The 19,147-nt window shown below is 42.7% G+C and carries 19 protein-coding genes and 1 tRNA gene; 8 read left to right on the top strand and 12 right to left on the bottom strand.

Going from position 1 to position 19,147, the window contains the following annotated elements; all coding sequences use genetic code 11:
• Positions 1 to 53: 53 nt before the first annotated feature.
• Together D6D85_RS06775 and D6D85_RS06770 are read left to right on the top strand one after the other, a co-directional pair.
• A tRNA-Ser gene (locus tag D6D85_RS06775) sits at positions 54 to 156 on the top strand.
• A 426-nt stretch (positions 157 to 582) separates the two neighbouring features.
• Positions 583 to 1,641: a hypothetical protein gene (locus D6D85_RS06770; RefSeq protein ID WP_125671315.1), complete on the top strand. Its 1,059-nt coding sequence runs from the start codon at positions 583 to 585 to the stop codon at positions 1,639 to 1,641.
• A 120-nt stretch (positions 1,642 to 1,761) separates the two neighbouring features.
• Here D6D85_RS06770 and D6D85_RS06765 read toward each other — a convergent pair whose 3' ends face one another.
• Positions 1,762 to 2,532 (bottom strand): metallophosphoesterase, encoded by a 771-nt coding sequence (locus D6D85_RS06765; protein ID WP_161969731.1) that lies wholly within the window; start codon positions 2,530 to 2,532, stop codon positions 1,762 to 1,764.
• 81 nt (positions 2,533 to 2,613) lie between these two features.
• Here D6D85_RS06765 and D6D85_RS06760 point away from each other — a divergent pair, with 81 nt between their 5' ends.
• Both D6D85_RS06760 and D6D85_RS06755 read left to right on the top strand, forming a co-directional pair.
• Positions 2,614 to 3,927: a hypothetical protein gene (locus D6D85_RS06760; protein WP_161969730.1), complete on the top strand. Its 1,314-nt coding sequence runs from the start codon at positions 2,614 to 2,616 to the stop codon at positions 3,925 to 3,927.
• Between the two features lie 100 nt (positions 3,928 to 4,027).
• Positions 4,028 to 5,218, top strand: coding sequence for an MFS transporter (locus tag D6D85_RS06755; protein ID WP_125671312.1), 1,191 nt, complete (start codon positions 4,028 to 4,030; stop codon positions 5,216 to 5,218).
• Between the two features lie 35 nt (positions 5,219 to 5,253).
• Here D6D85_RS06755 and D6D85_RS06750 read toward each other — a convergent pair whose 3' ends face one another.
• From D6D85_RS06750 to D6D85_RS06735, 4 genes are all read right to left on the bottom strand, one after another.
• A complete protein-coding gene (locus D6D85_RS06750; protein ID WP_125671311.1) occupies positions 5,254 to 6,630 on the bottom strand; it encodes a DNA-directed DNA polymerase II small subunit in 1,377 nt (458 codons plus the stop codon).
• 21 nt (positions 6,631 to 6,651) lie between these two features.
• Positions 6,652 to 7,398, bottom strand: a complete 747-nt coding sequence (locus tag D6D85_RS06745; protein ID WP_125671310.1) for an ATP/GTP-binding protein — start codon at positions 7,396 to 7,398, stop codon at positions 6,652 to 6,654.
• 63 nt (positions 7,399 to 7,461) lie between these two features.
• Positions 7,462 to 8,625 carry a Cdc6/Cdc18 family protein gene (locus tag D6D85_RS06740; RefSeq protein ID WP_161969729.1) on the bottom strand — a complete coding sequence of 388 codons (1,164 nt, stop codon included), beginning with the start codon at positions 8,623 to 8,625 and terminating at the stop codon, positions 7,462 to 7,464.
• Positions 8,626 to 8,769: 144 nt separating this feature from the next.
• A complete protein-coding gene (locus tag D6D85_RS06735) occupies positions 8,770 to 9,180 on the bottom strand; it encodes a DUF371 domain-containing protein (RefSeq protein WP_125671308.1) in 411 nt (136 codons plus the stop codon).
• 32 nt (positions 9,181 to 9,212) lie between these two features.
• Here D6D85_RS06735 and D6D85_RS06730 point away from each other — a divergent pair, with 32 nt between their 5' ends.
• From D6D85_RS06730 to rimI, 4 genes are all read left to right on the top strand, one after another.
• Positions 9,213 to 9,866 carry a protein-L-isoaspartate(D-aspartate) O-methyltransferase gene (locus tag D6D85_RS06730; RefSeq protein WP_125671307.1) on the top strand — a complete coding sequence of 218 codons (654 nt, stop codon included), beginning with the start codon at positions 9,213 to 9,215 and terminating at the stop codon, positions 9,864 to 9,866.
• Positions 9,867 to 9,954: 88 nt separating this feature from the next.
• Positions 9,955 to 10,554, top strand: a complete 600-nt coding sequence (locus D6D85_RS06725) for a KEOPS complex kinase/ATPase Bud32 (protein WP_125671306.1) — start codon at positions 9,955 to 9,957, stop codon at positions 10,552 to 10,554.
• A gap of 7 nt (positions 10,555 to 10,561) precedes the next feature.
• Positions 10,562 to 11,113, top strand: a complete 552-nt coding sequence (gene rdgB, locus D6D85_RS06720) for an RdgB/HAM1 family non-canonical purine NTP pyrophosphatase (protein ID WP_125671305.1) — start codon at positions 10,562 to 10,564, stop codon at positions 11,111 to 11,113.
• 83 nt (positions 11,114 to 11,196) lie between these two features.
• Entirely contained in the window at positions 11,197 to 11,643 is a 447-nt protein-coding gene (gene rimI, locus D6D85_RS06715) for a ribosomal protein S18-alanine N-acetyltransferase (protein WP_125671304.1), read from the top strand.
• A gap of 49 nt (positions 11,644 to 11,692) precedes the next feature.
• On the opposite strand, the gene D6D85_RS06710 is transcribed toward rimI, so the two are convergent.
• From D6D85_RS06710 to nuoK, 7 genes are all read right to left on the bottom strand, one after another.
• The gene (locus D6D85_RS06710) at positions 11,693 to 12,499 is read right to left on the bottom strand and encodes a hypothetical protein (RefSeq protein WP_125671303.1); all 807 of its coding nucleotides are present in this window, start codon (positions 12,497 to 12,499) and stop codon (positions 11,693 to 11,695) included.
• A complete protein-coding gene (locus D6D85_RS06705; RefSeq protein WP_125671302.1) occupies positions 12,496 to 13,380 on the bottom strand; it encodes an ABC transporter ATP-binding protein in 885 nt (294 codons plus the stop codon). The genes D6D85_RS06710 and D6D85_RS06705 overlap by 4 nt, the downstream gene beginning before the upstream one ends.
• Before the next feature lie 26 nt (positions 13,381 to 13,406).
• Positions 13,407 to 13,580 (bottom strand): hypothetical protein, encoded by a 174-nt coding sequence (locus D6D85_RS16230; RefSeq protein WP_161969728.1) that lies wholly within the window; start codon positions 13,578 to 13,580, stop codon positions 13,407 to 13,409.
• Positions 13,581 to 13,836: 256 nt separating this feature from the next.
• On the bottom strand, positions 13,837 to 15,234 hold the full coding sequence (locus D6D85_RS06700) for an NADH-quinone oxidoreductase subunit N (RefSeq protein WP_161969727.1): 1,398 nt from the start codon (positions 15,232 to 15,234) through the stop codon (positions 13,837 to 13,839).
• Complete coding sequence (locus D6D85_RS06695; RefSeq protein ID WP_125671300.1) at positions 15,234 to 17,309, bottom strand: NADH-quinone oxidoreductase subunit 5 family protein; 2,076 nt, start codon at positions 17,307 to 17,309, stop codon at positions 15,234 to 15,236. The genes D6D85_RS06700 and D6D85_RS06695 overlap by 1 nt, the downstream gene beginning before the upstream one ends.
• Positions 17,310 to 17,314: 5 nt before the next feature.
• The gene (locus D6D85_RS06690; RefSeq protein ID WP_125671299.1) at positions 17,315 to 18,835 is read right to left on the bottom strand and encodes a complex I subunit 4 family protein; all 1,521 of its coding nucleotides are present in this window, start codon (positions 18,833 to 18,835) and stop codon (positions 17,315 to 17,317) included.
• A 4-nt stretch (positions 18,836 to 18,839) separates the two neighbouring features.
• Entirely contained in the window at positions 18,840 to 19,145 is a 306-nt protein-coding gene (nuoK, locus tag D6D85_RS06685) for an NADH-quinone oxidoreductase subunit NuoK (RefSeq protein ID WP_125671298.1), read from the bottom strand.
• Positions 19,146 to 19,147 lie beyond the last annotated feature (2 nt).

Here is a 19,147-nt window from a genome sequence, read left to right as displayed (position 1 = left end):
CATTAATGGAAGTTTGAAGCTAAATTTATAAGTCACAGAAATCGAAAAATCTAGCCGGGGTGCCCTAGCCAGAGAGTTGGGCTCGGCAAGGTAGGGGGTCGGACTCGAGATCCGATGGCCCGCTGGGCCACGTGGGTTCAAATCCCACCCCCGGCGTTCTCTTAAGTAAAATATGGATCACTATGGTTTTGGTATATCTGCCTGTGTAGAAATCTCCAGCGGTTTTCTGAAGCGACAATCTTCCTGTGCTTGGGAAAACTTCATTAAAAGTAGACTTAGGTTTATACTTAACTCTAATTTATTGAAGATATAATTATATGAAAATAAAAAAGTGCGAACTAAAAGCGCAACACTTATATATTGTTTGTATCTACTCCCTGTTAATATAATAAATTATTTTTATTTATCTTTATCCTCCCCTCAAGAATTCCTCTGCTAGGTTTCTGTTGAGAACAGGGAGCAGGATGACATTATTCTCCTGTGATCTTTCTCAAAAAAGCTCTTAAAGCTGAACTAAAAAAAAGAATGCTTTTAAAAGTTTATAAAGAAAAAGATCCAACTTTCTCTCGGTGGTATAAGATGGTGCGTTGGTCGAGGAAGAAGATCATTGCCCTTGTCCTCGTCCTTCTAATGCTTCCTGTCGTAGGAGTGTTCACAGTAAACTTTGTCTTTAACAGCATCCCTGTTACACTGGAGATAAAGCTGGTGGATGAGAAGGGGAATCTGGTGCAGGGAAGTGTTGTCATATATGAGATAACTCCTGATGGCGCGAGAAAGATATGGGCTGGATCCGGGCCTGGGATGGTCACGGCTGTAATCTCGGTTCCCATGAAGGAGGTGGGTGTGGCGGAGATAGAAGGAAAGATTGTCAAAGTATATAAATCTATAAATCTAGATATAGTTGCTGGAAATAAGGAGCTGAGAAAAGTTGGTGTTGCAAGCGTGGTCATAGATCCGACATTCTCCGGTTCAGCAACATACAAAAGCGTGACAATTGTGATGAGAGATGCGCCTTCAGTCGAGCAGACACCTCCAACTGGCGTCTGGTACACATGGCAATACACAACGGTTCTCAGCTTCGCCGCATGGGATAGCATAAATGCATCATATAGCTATCCAGCGGGCGCAAAAATAGTTATAGAGAAAAAATCTAGGCCATATGGATCGAACACATGGGGCTATGCAGGAGACGGAGAGGTCACGCTTGACAGTGGTATAGAGAGCCCTTGGCTCTCTGGCAGATATAACCATATCTTAAAATTTGAAATATATTATTACTATGCTATATATGAGGTAGAAGGTCTTTATACAGAGTGCATGGGTCCTGTTGATACATCAACAGATCCAAGAAGCTATACGCGCAGTACTTCAAGCTGGAATGGGCAGCTTCCATCGGGAGGTAGCTATTACCTCACTCCTGCTGGTGACACTAGACATATACCTGTGACGAAAGGTTCCACATACTCCTTCTATGTGGCTGTCACATTCAGCTATCCAAGAGTAGTGTCCGCAGTGCTGGGCGTCACGAAGAAAGATGTTCCTCAAGCTTACTTACATATAACATCATCAGCAAGTCACGGTGGATATGTGAAAACAGTTAGCTCAGATGGATTCCTGACAAGCTACTCCAACTGGGTTTAAAGAGCCTTCTATCTCTTTTTTGGAGATTCAACAATTTTCACAGAAATTTCGAATCTCTTCTATATATTCTATTTTTGCTTTATTGATAAAGTATCTATCACAATTCTCTAAAGCTCCTCTTTAAATATAAATTAAAGTGAGCTCCCTCCTGCAGTTAAACCTAATTGGGAGAATGGTCTCCCCCAGCCCCTTATTTACATATAAGTAAGTCCCATTTACGTTGAAAAGCCCGCTTGCAAACCTGTTTCCATATTTACTCGGTGTCCAGATAGGACCCAAGAGAGGAATACAGATCTGACCTCCATGTGTATGTCCGGAGACAACAAGCCTCGCCTTAGGGGAGAGCCCAATGATATCAGGAGTATGGGAGAGAAGGACGTCTACCTCTCCCACATCCTCTAGGTAGGCCCTTCCTATTCCTACTTCATCTTCATACCAATCTACCCCTCCAAATCTTACTCCCCTGAAATAAGCACTTTTATTAGTCAGAAGCTTCACTCCAGCCTCTTCATACACCCTAACTCCTTCAGATAAGGGTATTTTGTTGCTGGCCCAGTGCTCATGGTTTCCAAGAACCCCCACTTTCGGTATTTCGATATCCTGCAGCATCTTTTTCACTAACCTTGGGTCAGGCGTGCTATTGTCATAGCTATCTCCCAGTATCAAAGCAATATCAGCCTTCTTGGCTGTATTTACCAGAAGATCATGTAGTATATCTTCTCTCCATCCCCATCCATGCAGGTGAAGATCAGATATCACCATCATGGTCATGTTAAATCCCAGATCCACTTTCACTTCCTTTACCTCTGGAAATGATGAGTCGTTTGCCGTAATAGCAGCGCAGATGCCGATCAGTGCTGATGCAATGAACTTCCTCCTTGTGAGTCGCATGCAAAATAAGTAGTTATAACAGTAAAAAATCTTCATTTAAGAATAATGAAGGTTTTTCTCATAATCTTTCCTGTTCTTCTGATGTCTAGGAGGATCTTTGGCACAGCCGGAATAAGAGCTTTATTTGGAGAAATAGATGCAAGGTTATCTCTTGTTTTTGGGTACTCCTTTTCTCTCCTCTCAAAGGAGAGGTTCCTGAGCAAGATGGTGAATATTGGATGGGATTGTAGGACGACAAGCAAGCTTCTCGCATATGCCTCGATGGCTGGAGTTATGCAGGGAGGTCTTGATGTTTGTTCGCTGGGCATGGTTCCCTATCCAGTTATAGCGAAAGCATGCACAGCTATGAAAAGTCCTGGAATCTATATAACAGCATCTCACAATCCACCTGAGTACAATGGGATAAAGGGGTTCAGGAACAACGGGATGGAGCTCCTGTACGATGAGCAGATAGCTCTTGAGCAGATTATGGAGTCAGTTAACATAAAAGGAGATGAGATAGGCAATATTATAAGTCCAAGGTACGCAAAAGAAGATTACATTCTGGATATAGAGAGGGATGAGAAGCTTAATCCAGCTGAGCTGAAGGTCGCAGTTGATCCAGCGAACGGAACAGCCTCATATATAGGAATAAAAATCCTGAACGATTTTAACATCAATCTTATATCGATAAATTCAAATGTCGATGGCTTCTTTCCTGGTAGAAGGCCGGAACCGACGGAGGAAAACCTTGAGAATCTCTCAAAGGTGGTGAGATCGGAAAATGCAGACTTGGGGATAGCATGGGATGGAGATGCCGACAGAATAGCTGTAATAGATAAAAATGGAAAATTTGTTCCTCAGTATGTTATCTCCTGCATTATAGCAATGTATCTCAGAGCTAAAAAGGTGATAACATCAGTGGACATGGGAAATGGGCTCAGGGAGGCGGTGGAAAGGCAGGGAGGAGAGGTTATAGTTTGGAAATTGGGAGATCTTCACTCTAAGCTCCTTGAGGTAGGGGCAGACTTTGTCACAGAGCCATGGAAGATAATGGATCCGAAATGGGGACCTTTTTTTGACGGAATCAGAGCAGCTCTTCTCCTTTTATCTGCAGTGAATGAGTGGGGGTCTCTTAGCTCCTTGATGGCTGAGATACCGGTTTATCATCAGAAAAGGCTGAGTTTGCCCCTCAGGAAAGAGAAAGATTATGAGAGGATAGTTCGCGGAATAAAAGAGGGACTTTTAGGGAGAATAGACCTTATTGATGAGATGGATGGAGTGAAGTTCATATCAGGAAGTTCTTGGATACTCATCAGGAGGAGCGGAACGGAACCTAAGATAAGGGTCTACATGGAGTCAAAGGATGAGGAGTGGATAAGGAAAATGGTGAAAATCATCGAAGCCTTAGCCTAAGAAATGCTTAATTTAAATTAATAATTAGTTTTCTTGTTTGGCTTAAGTGTCTACTTTTAACAACAAAAATTATAAAGAGTAGCAGATTTTCCAAAGTGTAATGAAGACCTATGATTTAAGACCGGATATACAATATTTTATAATCTCTTTCTCCACAGGATTAGCAGAAGGAGTATATGGAAGCTACTTCGTGATATATTTTCTCTCTATTGGGCTAGATCTTGGGACTGTCGGCATTCTTCAGCTGATATTCTTTCTATCTCTAGCCTTTTTGGATTTTCCAACTGGTGGATTTGCCGACATTAAGGGGAGAAGGCTATGCCTTATGCTTGGATTTTCCGGATTATCAGCTGGATATCTGGCATTTTCAACCGGAATAATTCACTTCCTCTTTATGGGCTCTTTTTTATGTGCTATAGGGATATCAATGATTAGTGGAACTCTCGAGGCTTGGCTTGTCGACGAAATAGGAGATGTTCAGAACGAGAACGTCAAAAAAGAAATAAGAAGGATATTAAGCACAGGAAACTCCCTTTTCACACTTGGAAGCTTGCTATCAGGGCCGATCGGCTGGATGCTAGCAATGAAAGATATGAGATTGATATTCTTCTTTGCAGCTGTCTTATCAGCCGGTCAGGCAGTTTTCTCATCCCTGCTCAATGAGAACTACGGAAACAGGAAGATCTCATATATCGGGATAATGAGAGATAGCCTTAAGTTCATCTCATCGTCAGCAGCTCTAAAACTATACTTCATAGCTTACTCAATCTCTCAAATATGGTTTGCTCACTTTATACTTACATGGCAGCCAACTCTTGTTGAATTTGGACTGAAAAAGGAGATGTTAGGGCTTATATACAGCATATTAATGGCTTTAATGGGTTTATCATCATATTTAGCTGGAAGAATAATGAGGAAGATCTCTCCCGGATTTCTTGCCATATTGATGGGGCTGTTAGCATCGGGATCTCTTACTTTAGTTCCATTGGGGAGATGTATCCTCCTTTCACTTCTCTCATTCTTCCTACTGGAAATCTGTATAGGAATTGGCTCTCCTGCCGGAGCTGCTTGGAGAAATGAACTTATTCCACAGGAGATGAGGGCATCCCTTATATCGGCTCTCTCTACGGTAGCTTCTGTATCAGCAGGAATATATTACTGGATAGGCGGGAGCTTAGCTGAAGCTATTGGCATTCCAACAAGCTTCTTAATAGCTTCCTTTTCAACTCTTCTTTCCTCTACTGTATTCGCTTGGGCATATATCATACAGAAACGTAGAGAATTAAAATAGAGAGAGAAATAGAGCTATATAACTTAAAATTTAATTTAAAACCTTTCTAGGGAGACGTTCATTGTCCCTAGATCCAAGACAGGGACTGTGCCGGGCGTGACCTCGATCCCCATCTTTCTTATGTAAGGAGTCTCCTCCTGAAAAGTCCCAGGATTTATCAGTTTTACTCCTTTATACTCACCTATGCCATACACGTGTATATGGCCCATGCACAATACATCGGGCACCTCCTCGATCACAAGTTCATCTCTGCTTCCAGGAGCTATTGGATGTTCCCCATAGATCGGGGCAAGATGTCTCAGCATCAATAAGGTCTCCATAGCTCTCACTACCGAGGACGAATTAACTGGTTGCATACCCGGAACATACTTAAACATGGCATTAAGGCTCCTTCCATGGTAAAGCATTATTCTTATTCCCCCTACTCCTATTGTTGATGGGTTGCTCAACTTCATTAAATTCTCTGGAAGAAACTCTGAGTACTTATCGGGAACCGGAGGTTGAGGTTCGGACTGCCTAACTGGCTCGTGATTTCCGGGTATATAGATCACCTTTATCCTTTTAGGTATGCGAGATAGAAATTCTGATGCCATCTTATACTGTTCCCACACATTTGATGCCTCAAGCTCCGCTTCCTGTCCCGGATATACTCCAACTCCATCGATCAAATCCCCACACAGAATTATATACTTGAGATTATCCTCATTTGAGGCCCATTCTATAAAGGATGAGAACGCTTTTCTGTTGAAATACTTGCTCCCGATATGTATGTCGCTTATGAAAGCTATCTTTCCCTCCATCCTCACGGGCTTTCTCTCCCTCTGTGGAATATCTGGAAATATTATATTTCTCACATTTATCCCACCATTTTTAGTTATTGTTCCATTTACCGCGATAACAGAATCCTTGACAACCCTGTTATACCTCTCCTTTATGGCTCCATTCTGCAAAAAACAGGGTATCTCTCCGGAGATATCCTCTATAAGCATCATTTCTCCTCCCTGCTTGGTCTTTTTCTTTTCCCTTACCATACCAACAATCGTGACGCTCTCTCCTTGGCTCATCCTCTTTGCAGCAGCTATCTCAACTGCTTTCAGCCCTGTTCTTGAGAGTATTATCCCCTGAATCCTGCTAAATCTGTCCCTCATGTATCTTAGGAACTCATCCAGCGTCCCCTCTACAGCACTAGCTGAAGCCTGAAACTCTATCGATAACATCTCCTCAAATTTCTCTGCTCTTTCTGGCTCTATCATCTCCCTAGTGATGACAGCAGCATCTGGAAACTTTTCAGAGATTCTTTCCAATATCTCGTTAAGTTGATCCTCAGAAAATCCCTTTAGGATATCTAAAGCGTCGGGTGTCAGATTTAGGTCATGAGAAAGCATTACCCTTATTATATCCCTTTCATCCATCGTAAAACCCTCCTAGGAAAACTAGGTCATATCCCCACAAGAGCACCAGACCTCGTTAAGCTTTGAGAAAAGGTGTTCTAATCCCTCCATTCTCAAAGCAGATATTCCTATCACTTCCACCGGCATTGAGAATAGCGAGATTGATTTTATAAGTTCCATAAGGGCTTCGGACCCAACCCCTCCTCCTATCTCAACTGCTTTCAGATTTCCCCTCATTATCCTCTCCCAAAGGCTTCTTAAATCTTCTCCTCCCAAATCAATCTTGTTTAACACAGGTATTACTCTTATGTTGAGTCTTAATTCAGCTATTTTTCCCATAAGAATGGCTGTAACAAAGTCCTCCACATCCCTTTCACAATCGGATAGGTATATCCCTGCAGTTCTAATTTTGGAGGATATTTTCTCAACTATGGCCCTCCCAGATCTTCTGAAGACAAACGCATCCATTTGGCCCGGAGTATCTATTAGATAGTAGTCGGCATTCAACGATAAAATGGAATCAATTACCTCATCCAGCCTTTCCTCCACTATCTCCATCGATCTCACCATTGCACCATTTGGACCGAGCTTCTCATTTTTCATCACCTCTTCAGCCCTAACAATAGATCTGATGTCAAAATCAGGTTTGTAAGGAAGTACATCCGCTCCAGGATCCATGTTTATTTTCCCTATTTTAATCGTTGAAAACTTTCTCATCCATCTCGACAGAGCTCCTATTAAGGTGGATTTCCCTGAGCCAGCTGGTCCTATTACAACAAGTCCCTCCATATGCTATTTCTCCAAGGAGGATTTAAATCTTCTTTTCTTGAAAGAAAAAGCATCGATTAAAGCTCATGAGAATCCCATCTTCTCCAATATTCTGTTCATCTCATCTGGGGGCATCACAAGGCTCCCTATCACCTTTGTGTTTCCATGCGAGCCGCCATAATCCATCTTTATCTCCAACAACCCCATGGATTCAAGTTCCCTCAGTATTCCGCTAACCCTTCTCATTGTCAGGGGTTTTGCCAAGTAATCTTTTACTATCCTCTTGTATTGATAGTAGACCTTTCCGGTTCCTGGCCTCGGGTCGCCCTTTGCCAATAGTCTTGCAGCAGCTAGGAGAACCAGTTTGTGATGAAGAGGGAGAGATCTTATTGTTATCATGACCTCCTCCTCATCTACATGCTTGAATGCTCTCATAACTATTTCTTCATTTATCTTTTGGGCATTCTCCCTCTCAGCAAGCTCTGCAGCCATTCTAAGGACATCTATGGCTCTTCTTGCATCTCCGCTCTCCTCAGCTATTCTAGCAGCTATCAAGCTTAGAGCTCCATCCTCATAGCTTCCCTCTTGGAGTCCCATCTCAGCCCTCTGTTTCAATATATCAAAGAGCTGATGGGCTCTGTATGGACTGAATATTATAGTTTCTGGACTGAAGCTGCTCAGAGTTCTTGGATCCAGTCTATCTAAAAAGTTAGGTGCATTTGATATGCCGACTATCATAATCCCCTTCTCTCCTCCCTCAAGCCTTGAAAGGGAGTAGAGAAGTCTATCTCCATCTCTTTTCACAAGAAGATCTACCTCATCAAGTATCAGGACAAGCCAACTCCTCATTCTATTAAAGGCATCTAGAAAGTTGTTGTATAGCTCGTCATAGGGGTAGCCGCTCGGTGGTATCAGCATGCCGAACTCCTTGTTCAGGTTGTAGAGAACTCTGTAAGATGTGTTGGCTCTAGAGCAATTTATGTATATATATCTTATAGGGGCTGAGGGATACAGCTCGGAGAAGTCCTGTATCACCCTTTTAGCTACGGCTGTTTTTCCAGTTCCGGGTTTTCCAAGAAAAACAACGTTAACTGATGGCTCATTTCCCAAGAGAGGAGACAGCAAAGATGAAAATTTCCTTATCTCCTCCTCCCTTCCGGGAAGCTTTCTTGGAACAAATGAATCATGAAGTATCCTTCTATCCTTTATCAGCCTGTGTCCCGCCTCCCTTGTGTATATGTATTCCAAGCTCAATCCCCAATATTTTCTGGGGGAGGGGAAATAAAAATGTGCATTGTATATAAAAAGCCAGAGAAAATCACCATATTTCCTCATTTTCTGGTTTCACAGGAAGAACGGAGGTGACACGGCATATTTTCAACTGTTTCAGCTCTACACTGGAACTATTCTTGCCTCATAAAAATTATCTTTTCTCAGAAGATCTACAGCCTCTCTAGGCAGGTCAATAGCAGCTTTATCTGCCATTATTGCAACCGTTCTATCATCTATATAACTACTTTTCCTGATGACAATTTCTTTTTTACTTCTCAGAGTAAGATTTGGGGAGCCAAAACCATGTATATTGATGAAAAAGCTCCCTATAACAAGCTCTATTTCTACACACCCTCCGGATAGAAGATGTGATTTAAGCCAGTCAGGGATGTCTGATGCGGATTTATCAGCCCTAACTCCTATTATACAGTCCGCTTTTCTAGTTATCTCCTCATCCTTAGTTATCTCCAATGTTGTTCTGTGCTTGGCAGTTATGTTCCTATGTCCCATAAACCTCACAGTAAACTCCATAAGGTTTTAACCTAAAGTTGAAGAAAAACATGATGAATCTGGAGGAAGCCAGGAGGAGGCTTGTGGAATCCCTTGTCGCAGAGGGAATAATAAGAAGTGAGAGAGTCAAAAATGCTGCTCTTAAGGTTAAGAGAGAGGATTTTGTTCCAGAAAGCGAGAGAAGATATGCATATGAGGATATGCCTCTATCTATAGGATATGGACAGACGATAAGCGCACCTCATATGGTATTCCTCATGGATGAACTTCTGGATCTAAAAGAGGGAATGCTGGTCTACGAGATTGGAACCGGAAGCGGATATCATGCCGCCACGATAGCTGAGATAATGGGAGAGGGGAGGGTTATAACGACAGAAATAGTTAAGGAGCTCGCTATTTTTGCTTGGAGAAACCTAAGTAGGGCTGGATATTCGGACAGAGTTGCTGTAATAGCATGCGATGGAGTAAAACTGAGACTCAGGGAGAAACCCGACAGGATACTAGTAACTGCAGCAGCACCCGATGTTCCATATCCTCTCTTAGATCTTCTAAAGGACGGAGGAAAGATGGTTATACCGGTCGGAGTTTTCCCCCAGAAACTTCTCGTTGTGGAAAAAAGAGGTGGAGAAATTGCTAGAAGATATGTGACAGATGTCGCATTTGTTCCTTTGAGAGGGGAGTGGGGATTTGATAAAAAGAGAAGATGATCTTCTCTGCTGTTTTTCTTAGAGCATCCTTGCACGCTTTCTTTAGTTTCTCAAGCAATATGGATATTTATATTGTGGATATATTCTCATGCTTCTCTCATCAGGTGCAGAGGCAGTCATATACTTGGAGGAGCTGATGGGAAGAAAGCTCATAAGAAAGGTCAGACCAAGAAAAGGGTACAGAATAAGAGAACTTGATGAAAAGTTAAGGATAAACAGAACGAAAAAGGAGGCAAAACTCATTCATACAGCGAGAATGGGAGGGGTCAATGCACCCGCTGTAATAGATGTACATGAAGATCAGCTGATAATGGAGTTCATCGAGGGAAAAAGGCTGGATATCCTCCTAAAGGAGAATGAGGGGAGTGAAGGGAGAGTAATGAGAGAGCTAGGAGAGCAGGTGGCAAAGATGCACAACTCCGGCGTTGTTCACAATGATCTAACTGTTGTTAACATAATAGTTGGGGGAAAGGTATATATAATAGATTTCGGCCTTGGAGAATTCTCAAGGAGTCTGGAGGATAGAGCTGTAGATATTTTTGTGCTAATTAAATCTCTAAAGGCCTCAGTACCTGAAAAAGAGGAAATTATAAAGGATTTCTTCTCAGGTTATTCAATGCTGTCTGGCTACGAAGATGTCCTGAAAAGGGTGAGAGAAGTAGAGAAGAGGGGAAGATACAGAGTTTAGGGGTGATATCATGATGAGATTTGTCACGAGCAATAGAGGCAAGTTTGAAGAAGCTAGAAGAATACTTGAGGGCATAGAGCTAGTATGGGAGAGAATGGAGTACAGGGAAGTACAGGCTGACACAAACAGAGAGGTTGCACTTCAATCTCTTAGGGAGCTTAAAGGCATTGTGAAGGATCCTTTCTTCTTGGAAGATTCTGGCCTATATATAGATGCCCTAAAAGGTTTTCCAGGACCTTATTCCTCCTATGTATTTAAGAAAATAGGATGCAGGGGAATACTCAAGCTGATGGAGGGCATTGGCAACAGAAGGGCGTATTTCACATCGGTCATAGCTGCACTCATAGGGGGAAAGGAAATATTAATAGAGGGAACTGTGAGAGGAAGGATTTCTGAGGAGGAAAGAGGAGACGGGTGGGGATTTGATCCGATATTTGAGCCCGATGGAGCAGATGGCCTTACTTTCGGAGAGCTTGGCGAGAGAAAAGATATGTTCTCGCACAGGGGTCTTGCCCTTAGGAGGTTTCTAAGGGCCTTGAGGGATATTGGGTACATATAAAGGATCTTTTTGGTTCTCCATCCTTTAAGAAAAACCTAGACCGGCTAGGAAGCTTTATATAATTCGGGTTCTTCCTTAACAGTGTGAACTTCAGGAGGGCAAGACTAGAGGATTTAGATGAGATAATGAGGATAGAGGAGCTCTGTTTTAAGCCCTCTGAGAGATTTAGCAGGGAGACTTATGAATCACTTCTATCAAGGAAGGGGGTTGCATTCATAGTGGCTGAGATAGATGGCAGAATTGTGGGCTTTGTGGCTGCTGAAGCAAGAGGTCTGAAGGGTTATGTATATACGATAAATGTTCACCCTGAATACCAGGGAAAAGGGATAGGAAAAGCCTTGATGAAAGAGATGGAGACGAGAATGAGGGATGTTGGGGTGAGAATTATGGAGCTTGAGGTTAGAGTCGACAACAAAAAAGCTGTGAAAATGTATGAAAGTCTTGGTTATTCCACGGTTTTCTTCCTACCCTCATATTACGGACCTGGTAAAAATGGGTATTTAATGAGAAAGAGGATATCAGAGGGCTAGGATCATACATAACTAGGTCCAAAATCTTTTGTTGAATTATGATAGACATTTAAGTTATCAAACTTCTTCTGTCAAAGAGCTTATGGCACAACAATGTAAGTACAAGTAAGCAGATAGCGCAGGTAAATACAGCGTATATAGCGAGAACCCCCATGTCCACACCCGGTATGCTTATCAGAATCACGTATACTAAAAGAGGGAGAAGGGAGATTAATGTGAAGGGATTTGTCGTGCCAAACTGTACCAATGGGCTCTTAATGATCTTAGGTGCAAATAAAGCGATACTTATGGATATAATACATGTGAGCAATACCATGAGAGGAGATAGAACGTAAAGCTGGACTTTATAGGACCACGGAGGCGATGGAAGAGAACCCAGATAGTACAGGATGGCGGAGGAGGATCCCATCACAAAAATCATGGCTGAGAAAAACCACACGATCATGCTATAAGATAATCCAGCCAGAAGAATACCATACAATATCTCAAGATCGCTTGCCGGGGCCGCAAGCAGGAGCTCAAATGATCTTGTCAGCCTATCTCCTCCTACTGAATAAGATATGAAGGAGATGGCAGCTAAGCTTGAGAATAGAGTGACAAGGGCAGGTGCTTGTGTGTAGGCAAAGACCACGCCAAGCAGCACATTTTTTGGAACTTCACGTGTCGTATTTATCCCAACAAGTCCTATTTGGCTCATCAAGGCAGATTCGGTTATAGGCGTAAATGGAACTCCGAGAAATGGAATAAAGGAGAGGAGTCCGGCCATTAGAACTCCCATTATGCTCATCAATATCATGCTTTTGCTCCCCGTCACCCTGCTGAGATAAAGCATTGCCACCGGTCCTATTTTCCTCATAGTGATCCCTCCAGCTTTTCTCTTAGAAGTTCATCTAGAGGATTGCCAGCCTTTGTTATCTCCTTTATATTCAGCCCCCTTGATCCAAGATAAGCGGATATTTTCGGCACCTCCTCATCAAAATCTTTCACTGCTATTATGTAGCTATCACCCTCCTGTATAACGCCATAGCCAAGCTCCCTCAGGCAAGCAGAAGGATCTCCTGTGCATCTGATCCTTACAGAGGTTAAGCTCCTTATATGTCTCTCTACATTTGACAGGAGGTCTTGGAACACAATGGATCCTTTGAATATCACTTCGACATGAGATGCCAGCTCCTGAACCTCTGGTATATTGTGAGATGCCATGAAAATAGCTCTTCCCTCTCTTGCAAACCTTTTTATAAGTTTTTTGATTTCATCTGCTGTCATGAAATCGAGATTTGCAGTTGGTTCATCCAATATAAGAACGTCAGGATCATGGATCAGGGCTAGAGAGAGGAGAACTCTGCGTTTCTGGCCCATGCTGAGCGAACTTATGGTTTTATTCATTATCTCCTTTACTTTAGTTTCCTTCAAAATTTCCTCATCAATCTTAGCTTCATACAGCCGACACATTATCCTAATCAATTTCTCGACAGTAAATCCCTTGAAAACAGCTTCTCCTTCAGGCACATATCCTATCCTTCTCTTAACAGAGGGATTTCTAAATATATCGATATTATCCAGTAGCACTCTTCCCTTAAAAGGAGGTATAACTCCAGCAGCAGACCGGAGTAGTGTGGATTTCCCAGATCCATTCGGGCCGAGTAATGCGTGAATTTCCCCTGGATTTACTGAGATATTCACATCCCTTACCACGATACCGGTATAGCCTACATTCACGTCTTCAAGCTTGAACATCAGTACACCTCACCAGACCTAGATCCTCAAGATATTATCATATCATTGGGGGAATAATAATGACGTAGATGATCTCTCTCTACGTCATCAAAGAGAGATAACATAGGAGGCTTATACTGTTTTACTTGCTTTATTATTCCCCCAATATGCCCCTCTTCTATCTCAAAAGGCTCCTTCGGAACAGGAAACTCGTACTCCATGACTTCACCCCCTTGTCATAGGAAATACAGGAAAATCTTTATAAACTTTAAAAAACTCCTTTTTTTTCAGATGGTTAGTTTCAGCATGCTTTAAGGGAATTTTTTAGTATTGAGCTTCCTTTATGATTATCTTTTCAACTAGAGACCGGAAATGTAGCATCGGAAAGAGAACACTAATAAAAAATAATAATATATTCGCATTAAAAGGAATAAAGAAAAGGGTTATTAAAAATTTCTAACGTGGTTGATAAAATCGTCATATTATAAGCATTGCTAAGTAGCCAGCTAATCCAAGACCCAGTATAACCGTCATTATCCCGGTGATGAGCAGGACATACAGCTCTGGATCTCTACTTGACTCCTCTGCCTTAATCTCAGGCGGATTGGCGAAGTACATATACTTGAGCACCAAAGCATAATATCCCACTGAGATCCCGCTGTTCACTATCCCTATGAATGCAAGCCAAGGAGCTAGCTCCATCACAGAGTAGAATATGTACATGAATTTGCTCCAGAATCCTATTAGAGGAGGCATTCCCATCAAGCTGAAGAGGAGTATAGCAAACATGAAGCCTGATAGCTTCATCTTTCTTCCAGCTCCGCTCAGCCCGTCTAACGTGAGATCAAATCCCTTTCTGGCCATATAGCTTAATCCGATGAATATTCCTACCTTTGCCAGTACATAAGTCGTTACATGGAGTCCTATGCCCTGAAGGGCAATTTGCTTTGAGGCTGCCGAGGACAAAGCGGCAAAGGCCACTAAGAAATAACCCGCCTGAGCTATGCTTGAGTATGCCATCATTCTCTGTACATTTTTCTGCACCAAGGCTGCAAGATTACCGTAAAACATTGTTGCTATCGATAGGACTGCCATGGCGACAAACCAGTAGTCCCCTGTTAGCGGTATCAGAGGTTGTAAAACCCTGATAAAAGCACCTATACTTATGAGCTTTATAACGCCGGAGACAAAAGAGACAAGCAGCGGATGAGCTCCACCATACACATCGGGTAGCCATCCCTGAAATGGCACAACTCCCATCTTAAAGCCAAAAGCAGCGACTAGAATAAGGATTCCGAGCACGAGCAGGGAAGAGTTGGTGGGCAGATTGCCTGACAGGGATAAAGAGCTTGTCCTAATCGTTCCTGTCACCAAAGCAAGGCCTAATACCATGAGAGAAGACGAAGTCACGCCCATAAGAGCGTATTTAGCTGAGGATTCAAGGGAGTTATAGTCCTTTCTCATCCCAACTATGGCATAGGATGCAACAGCTACGAGAGCCCATCCAGCTATGAGTACTGAAACATCGTTTACATACAGTATAAAGTATACACCCAGAAGGGAGAGAAGAATGAGGGAATAAAGGCTTGGAGAAGTGTTCCAGTCCTTTGCTTGGGATAATGATGCAAGAACTACTAGAAATGCACCAAGAGAAGCTATAATTGATATGTAGGTGGAGAGGGGATCCACTCGCAGGGATCCATCAAACAAAGTACCGTTTTTTCCCATCATAAGCAGGTTTATTAGAGTAGCCAAGAGCGTGGCTAATAATGCAAGATAGGGACCTGTTCTCGTCCCTTTTACATAATCAATGGTTGGAATAATTAGGCCTAAGCCGCCTAAAATTGCTATAAGTGACCAGAGCATGATCTCCATCATCCCACCCAGAGCAAAATAAGCAGAACTATCAGAAAGCCGAGGATGAACGTCACCAAGTACTGGTTTATAAGACCAGTCTGTAGCTTTCTTACAAATGATCCAATGGAATTGAACATTTTTACGACTCTGTTATGGTATGTCTCATCCACTATATCTGTTTCGAAGTATTTAAACCCAAGAGAGCTGAGCTTATTAGTTATCCAAGGTATGAAATAATGGTAGAATCCATCGATCACAAGAGAGTCAAAATATCTGAATATTCCAGCTGATAGTAAAGAAAAGCCTCTAACTATTAGTTTATAGTATATTGCATTTATATACCATCTGTCATACAGGAAATTATAGATGGTTCTGCCAAGCTCGTTTTTGCTAATAGAGGCAGCAACCCTTCTACCTTCCTCAGTTAAATATGAGCTCAGTGCTATCATGATCCCTATGAATACTATAGAAAGTGTTGTGATCAGAAGGGCTGGATCCAGATGAATCTCAACATGAAACACTTCCTGAATACCGAGCACTTTCTCTGCCATTCTGCCGAGAAGCTCAGCGCCATAAACTGGCCAAAGGATACCCAGAACAAGAGATACCAACGATAGCGCCAGATATGGAAGGAGCATCACCAAATGAGCTTCGTGTGCATGATGTTCATGTTGAGATGAGACAAGAAAGGTTCTTACAATCATTCTAGTGGAGTAAAAGGCAGTAAAACCTGCTGTTATCAGCCCTAAAGCGTAAATAAGCATCATTCCCGATTCCTTGGAGACCTCTATAACCATGTCCTTAGTCCAAAATCCCATGAAGGGGGGAACTCCCATCAAACTTAAGGCGGCTAGGCTCATTGCCAGAAATGACCACTTCATTTTATTCCAGAGCTCTCCCATTTCGTCTATGAACCTAGAATGGACTGCGTGTATTATCGCTCCGGCTGCCAAGAAGAGGGATGCCTTGAATATAGCATGGCTCATGAGATGGGAAAAACATGCTAGAAAGCCCAATTGAAACTCTGATATGAGTCCAGCAGCTCCTATCGCTAGAAACATATAGCCCAGCTGAGATGCTGTGGAAAAAGCCAGTATCAGCTTAAGTTCCCTGGAGACAAGAGCTTGGGATGCCATGAGAAAAGCTGTAAAGCTCCCTATAATAGCTATCGTCATAAAGTATGTGTGTATTTGGGAAACAGCTATAGGAACTTCCTCAGCTGCTAAGACGAAAATAGGAGAAAATCTAAGGAGGAAATAAACACCAGCCTTGACCATTGTGGCAGCATGTATCAATGCACTGACAGACGTAGGACCAGTCATAGCTGTGACAAGCCATTCATGGAACGGAAATTGAGCTGATTTAGCTAGTGCTCCAAGAGAGAAAACAAGAAGGAATGGAAAAAGAAGGCCAGATTTTGCGAGAGGAAGGACCCACTTTCCAGCTTCTTCTGCTATCTCTGGTATGGAGAATGTGCGAGTTAAGTAGTAAAGCACACCTATCCCCAGCACAAATCCGACATCTCCAAGTCTTGTGAAGACTATAGCCCTTAGACCGCTATGACTTGGTGTGAACCACATAGGTGAGCCGAGAGCTTTTCTTCCTATATCCCCGACGCATCTCTCATCTTCATCTGTGTACCAGTGACCTATCAGAGCATAGGAGGCCAGACCAGTTCCTTCCCAGCCAAGAAACATCATAATCAGATTGTCAGCCAGAACTAGGAGCATCATGCTTCCCACAAAGAAGTCAAAGAAGAACCAATATCTTGTAAGGCCGGGATCCCCACTCATGTACTCAAGACTATATACGGCTATGAGAAAGCTAAGCCAAGCCACTATAAGAGCCATAAATCCACTTAAAGAATCCAAGTACACACCAAAGGTTATGCCAAGGGATTCAATCCATTTATAACTTACATGAATCGGTTTATCTGATGTTAAAACCTCCTGCAAGGCAAGAGTGGAGAATATGGCTGAGGAAAATATTGCTAGAACTGCGATTAAATCCCTTATTTTTCCTGCTCTATTTAGCAAAAGGGATAGAACAGCTCCTATATATGGAATTTCCCATGCCAGAAATGCATATTCCATTTCCTTCACCCCAGCATTCTCGCTAGAGAGCTGATCAAGGGATCTATTAGGAGCTGGGGTAATAGGAACAGCAACAGTCCTGTAGTAGCTATTACAATCATTGGACCCAATAAATCAGCTCCAGCTTCTCTTGCGTTATTAGAAGCTTCTGATGCTTTTCCGAAGAAGATCCTTCTCATGGTGACAAAGGAATAAGCCGTTGAGAGGCCTATTCCAATTAGCAGGAGGATAAGCACTGTTACAAATTGATTAATTCTCATTGCAAGATCTGCAACTCCTGCTAGTATCAATATCTCGCTCCACAACCCTAGAGAAGGGGGAACGCCTGTTATGTGCATAAAGCCTATAAGAGCAAGGGAAGCCGTAACAGGCATCTTAGAGGCCAAGCCGCCCATCTTTCCTATGCTTCTCAACCCGTGCAACTGGGTTATCAGGACACCTGCTGTTGCGAATAGAAGAGCTTTCCCAACAGCATGGGCCGCATAGTGAAGCAGAGCGCCAGCCATTCCCAGCGATGTTATGCTCGATATTCCCATCAACAGATATCCCATCTGAGATACACTTGAGTAAGCGAGAAATCTCTTGAAGTCATCTTGGGCTAGGGCCATGAGGCCGCCATATATCACTGTTACAAGAGCTAAACCAAGAAGATATGGAGCTAGGCTGGAGAACTCCTTGGGAAATAGCACGTAAGCTATTCTTATCATCGCATATCCTGCTATTCCTATCAAATTCGGGGATAGCAGGGCTGACACAGGAGTGGGAGCTTCCGCATGTGCATAAGGCAGCCATATGTGAACTCCAAAGACGGCCATCTTCACGAAGAGCCCTATCATCATCGCTAATAGAACAGGAAGTCTCATCGCATCCGGAAGAATCTCTCCAAGTCCCATATTAGCCCCTCTAAAGGGATTGAAGAAGTCGAAGGTGCCAGCATTCAAGCCGAGCAAAAGAGCTCCAACTAAGAATGACAGAGCGCCTACATGCGTCCATATAAGGTAGAGAAGGGCTATTCTCTCCCTCTTTCCATATCCATAGAAAGCTATGAGGAGAAAGCTTGGAAGCAGGGATAGCTCAAGAAACAGGTAGAACTCCACAAGATTTGTCGATAGAACCGTTCCCATCATTGCAGCTGAGAACATCAAGTAAAGCATGAAGTAAACTCCCCAACTTGCCGGTCTGTAGCCTTCCCTCTCCATCTCATCCATTCTATGCTCCATATATCTCATAGAGTAGATGGATATCATGGAGGTCACGATTCCTATCGATATGGCAACAGGAGCAGATATAGAGTCCAAGAGCATGGAGAAGTTCCCTAATCCGGGATTTGACAGGAAAACTGGATCAAGAACAGGTTCCCTTAGCCCTGTCATTGCAGAAAGAGCTAAAATCACAGCTGTTGGTATAAGAAGGAGAACTGTAGATATTGCAGTCAAGACTTTTTTTCCTCCTATGAATGGAAGCAGCAGGGAAAAGAAAATCGGGATCACGACGGAAAGGAACATTACGGGTATATCCAAGATCATCCTCTCACCCTTTGAACTTCTTTAACTCATACGTATCCAAGGTTCCGATCATTCTGAACATCATTATGGCTATGGACACTATCACACCGACCTCTGCTGCCGACAGAGATATGGCAAGCAGGGTCAATGCACCTCCAACAGGTCCATAGCCAGCATCAATCGAGGAAAGGGCCAAAAAGGATAGCAGGGCAGCGTTAAAAATAACTTCAGCTGATAAAAGCATCCTTATAATGTTTCTCCTTGTTAAAAGACCGTAAATTCCTATCGAGAGCAGGATAGTAGATAAAATAAGATACCAAAATATCTCCATAA

Source organism: Candidatus Methanodesulfokora washburnensis (assembly GCF_003947435.1).
Lineage (GTDB): Archaea > Korarchaeota > Korarchaeia > Korarchaeales > Korarchaeaceae > Methanodesulfokora > Methanodesulfokora washburnensis.
The sequence above is the reverse complement of the archived record's forward strand: the minus strand, read 5'-3'. Positions and strand labels throughout refer to the sequence as shown.

What these genes read in the sequence shown, in the direction of transcription:
- D6D85_RS06765 (WP_161969731.1), bottom strand. Translation starts at nt 2,532, where the DNA reads ATGCGACTCACAAGGAGGAAGTTCATTGCATCAGCACTGATCGGCATC.
- D6D85_RS06760 (WP_161969730.1), top strand. Translation starts at nt 2,614, where the DNA reads ATGTCTAGGAGGATCTTTGGCACAGCCGGAATAAGAGCTTTATTTGGA.
- D6D85_RS06755 (WP_125671312.1), top strand. Translation starts at nt 4,028, where the DNA reads ATGAAGACCTATGATTTAAGACCGGATATACAATATTTTATAATCTCT.
- D6D85_RS06750 (WP_125671311.1), bottom strand. Translation starts at nt 6,630, where the DNA reads ATGGATGAAAGGGATATAATAAGGGTAATGCTTTCTCATGACCTAAAT.
- D6D85_RS06745 (WP_125671310.1), bottom strand. Translation starts at nt 7,398, where the DNA reads ATGGAGGGACTTGTTGTAATAGGACCAGCTGGCTCAGGGAAATCCACC.
- D6D85_RS06735 (WP_125671308.1), bottom strand. Translation starts at nt 9,180, where the DNA reads ATGGAGTTTACTGTGAGGTTTATGGGACATAGGAACATAACTGCCAAG.
- D6D85_RS06730 (WP_125671307.1), top strand. Translation starts at nt 9,213, where the DNA reads ATGAATCTGGAGGAAGCCAGGAGGAGGCTTGTGGAATCCCTTGTCGCA.
- D6D85_RS06725 (WP_125671306.1), top strand. Translation starts at nt 9,955, where the DNA reads ATGCTTCTCTCATCAGGTGCAGAGGCAGTCATATACTTGGAGGAGCTG.
- D6D85_RS06710 (WP_125671303.1), bottom strand. Translation starts at nt 12,499, where the DNA reads ATGAGGAAAATAGGACCGGTGGCAATGCTTTATCTCAGCAGGGTGACG.
- D6D85_RS06705 (WP_125671302.1), bottom strand. Translation starts at nt 13,380, where the DNA reads ATGTTCAAGCTTGAAGACGTGAATGTAGGCTATACCGGTATCGTGGTA.
- D6D85_RS16230 (WP_161969728.1), bottom strand. Translation starts at nt 13,580, where the DNA reads ATGGAGTACGAGTTTCCTGTTCCGAAGGAGCCTTTTGAGATAGAAGAG.
- D6D85_RS06700 (WP_161969727.1), bottom strand. Translation starts at nt 15,234, where the DNA reads ATGGAGATCATGCTCTGGTCACTTATAGCAATTTTAGGCGGCTTAGGC.
- D6D85_RS06695 (WP_125671300.1), bottom strand. Translation starts at nt 17,309, where the DNA reads ATGGAATATGCATTTCTGGCATGGGAAATTCCATATATAGGAGCTGTT.
- D6D85_RS06690 (WP_125671299.1), bottom strand. Translation starts at nt 18,835, where the DNA reads ATGATCTTGGATATACCCGTAATGTTCCTTTCCGTCGTGATCCCGATT.
- nuoK (WP_125671298.1), bottom strand. Translation starts at nt 19,145, where the DNA reads ATGGAGATATTTTGGTATCTTATTTTATCTACTATCCTGCTCTCGATA.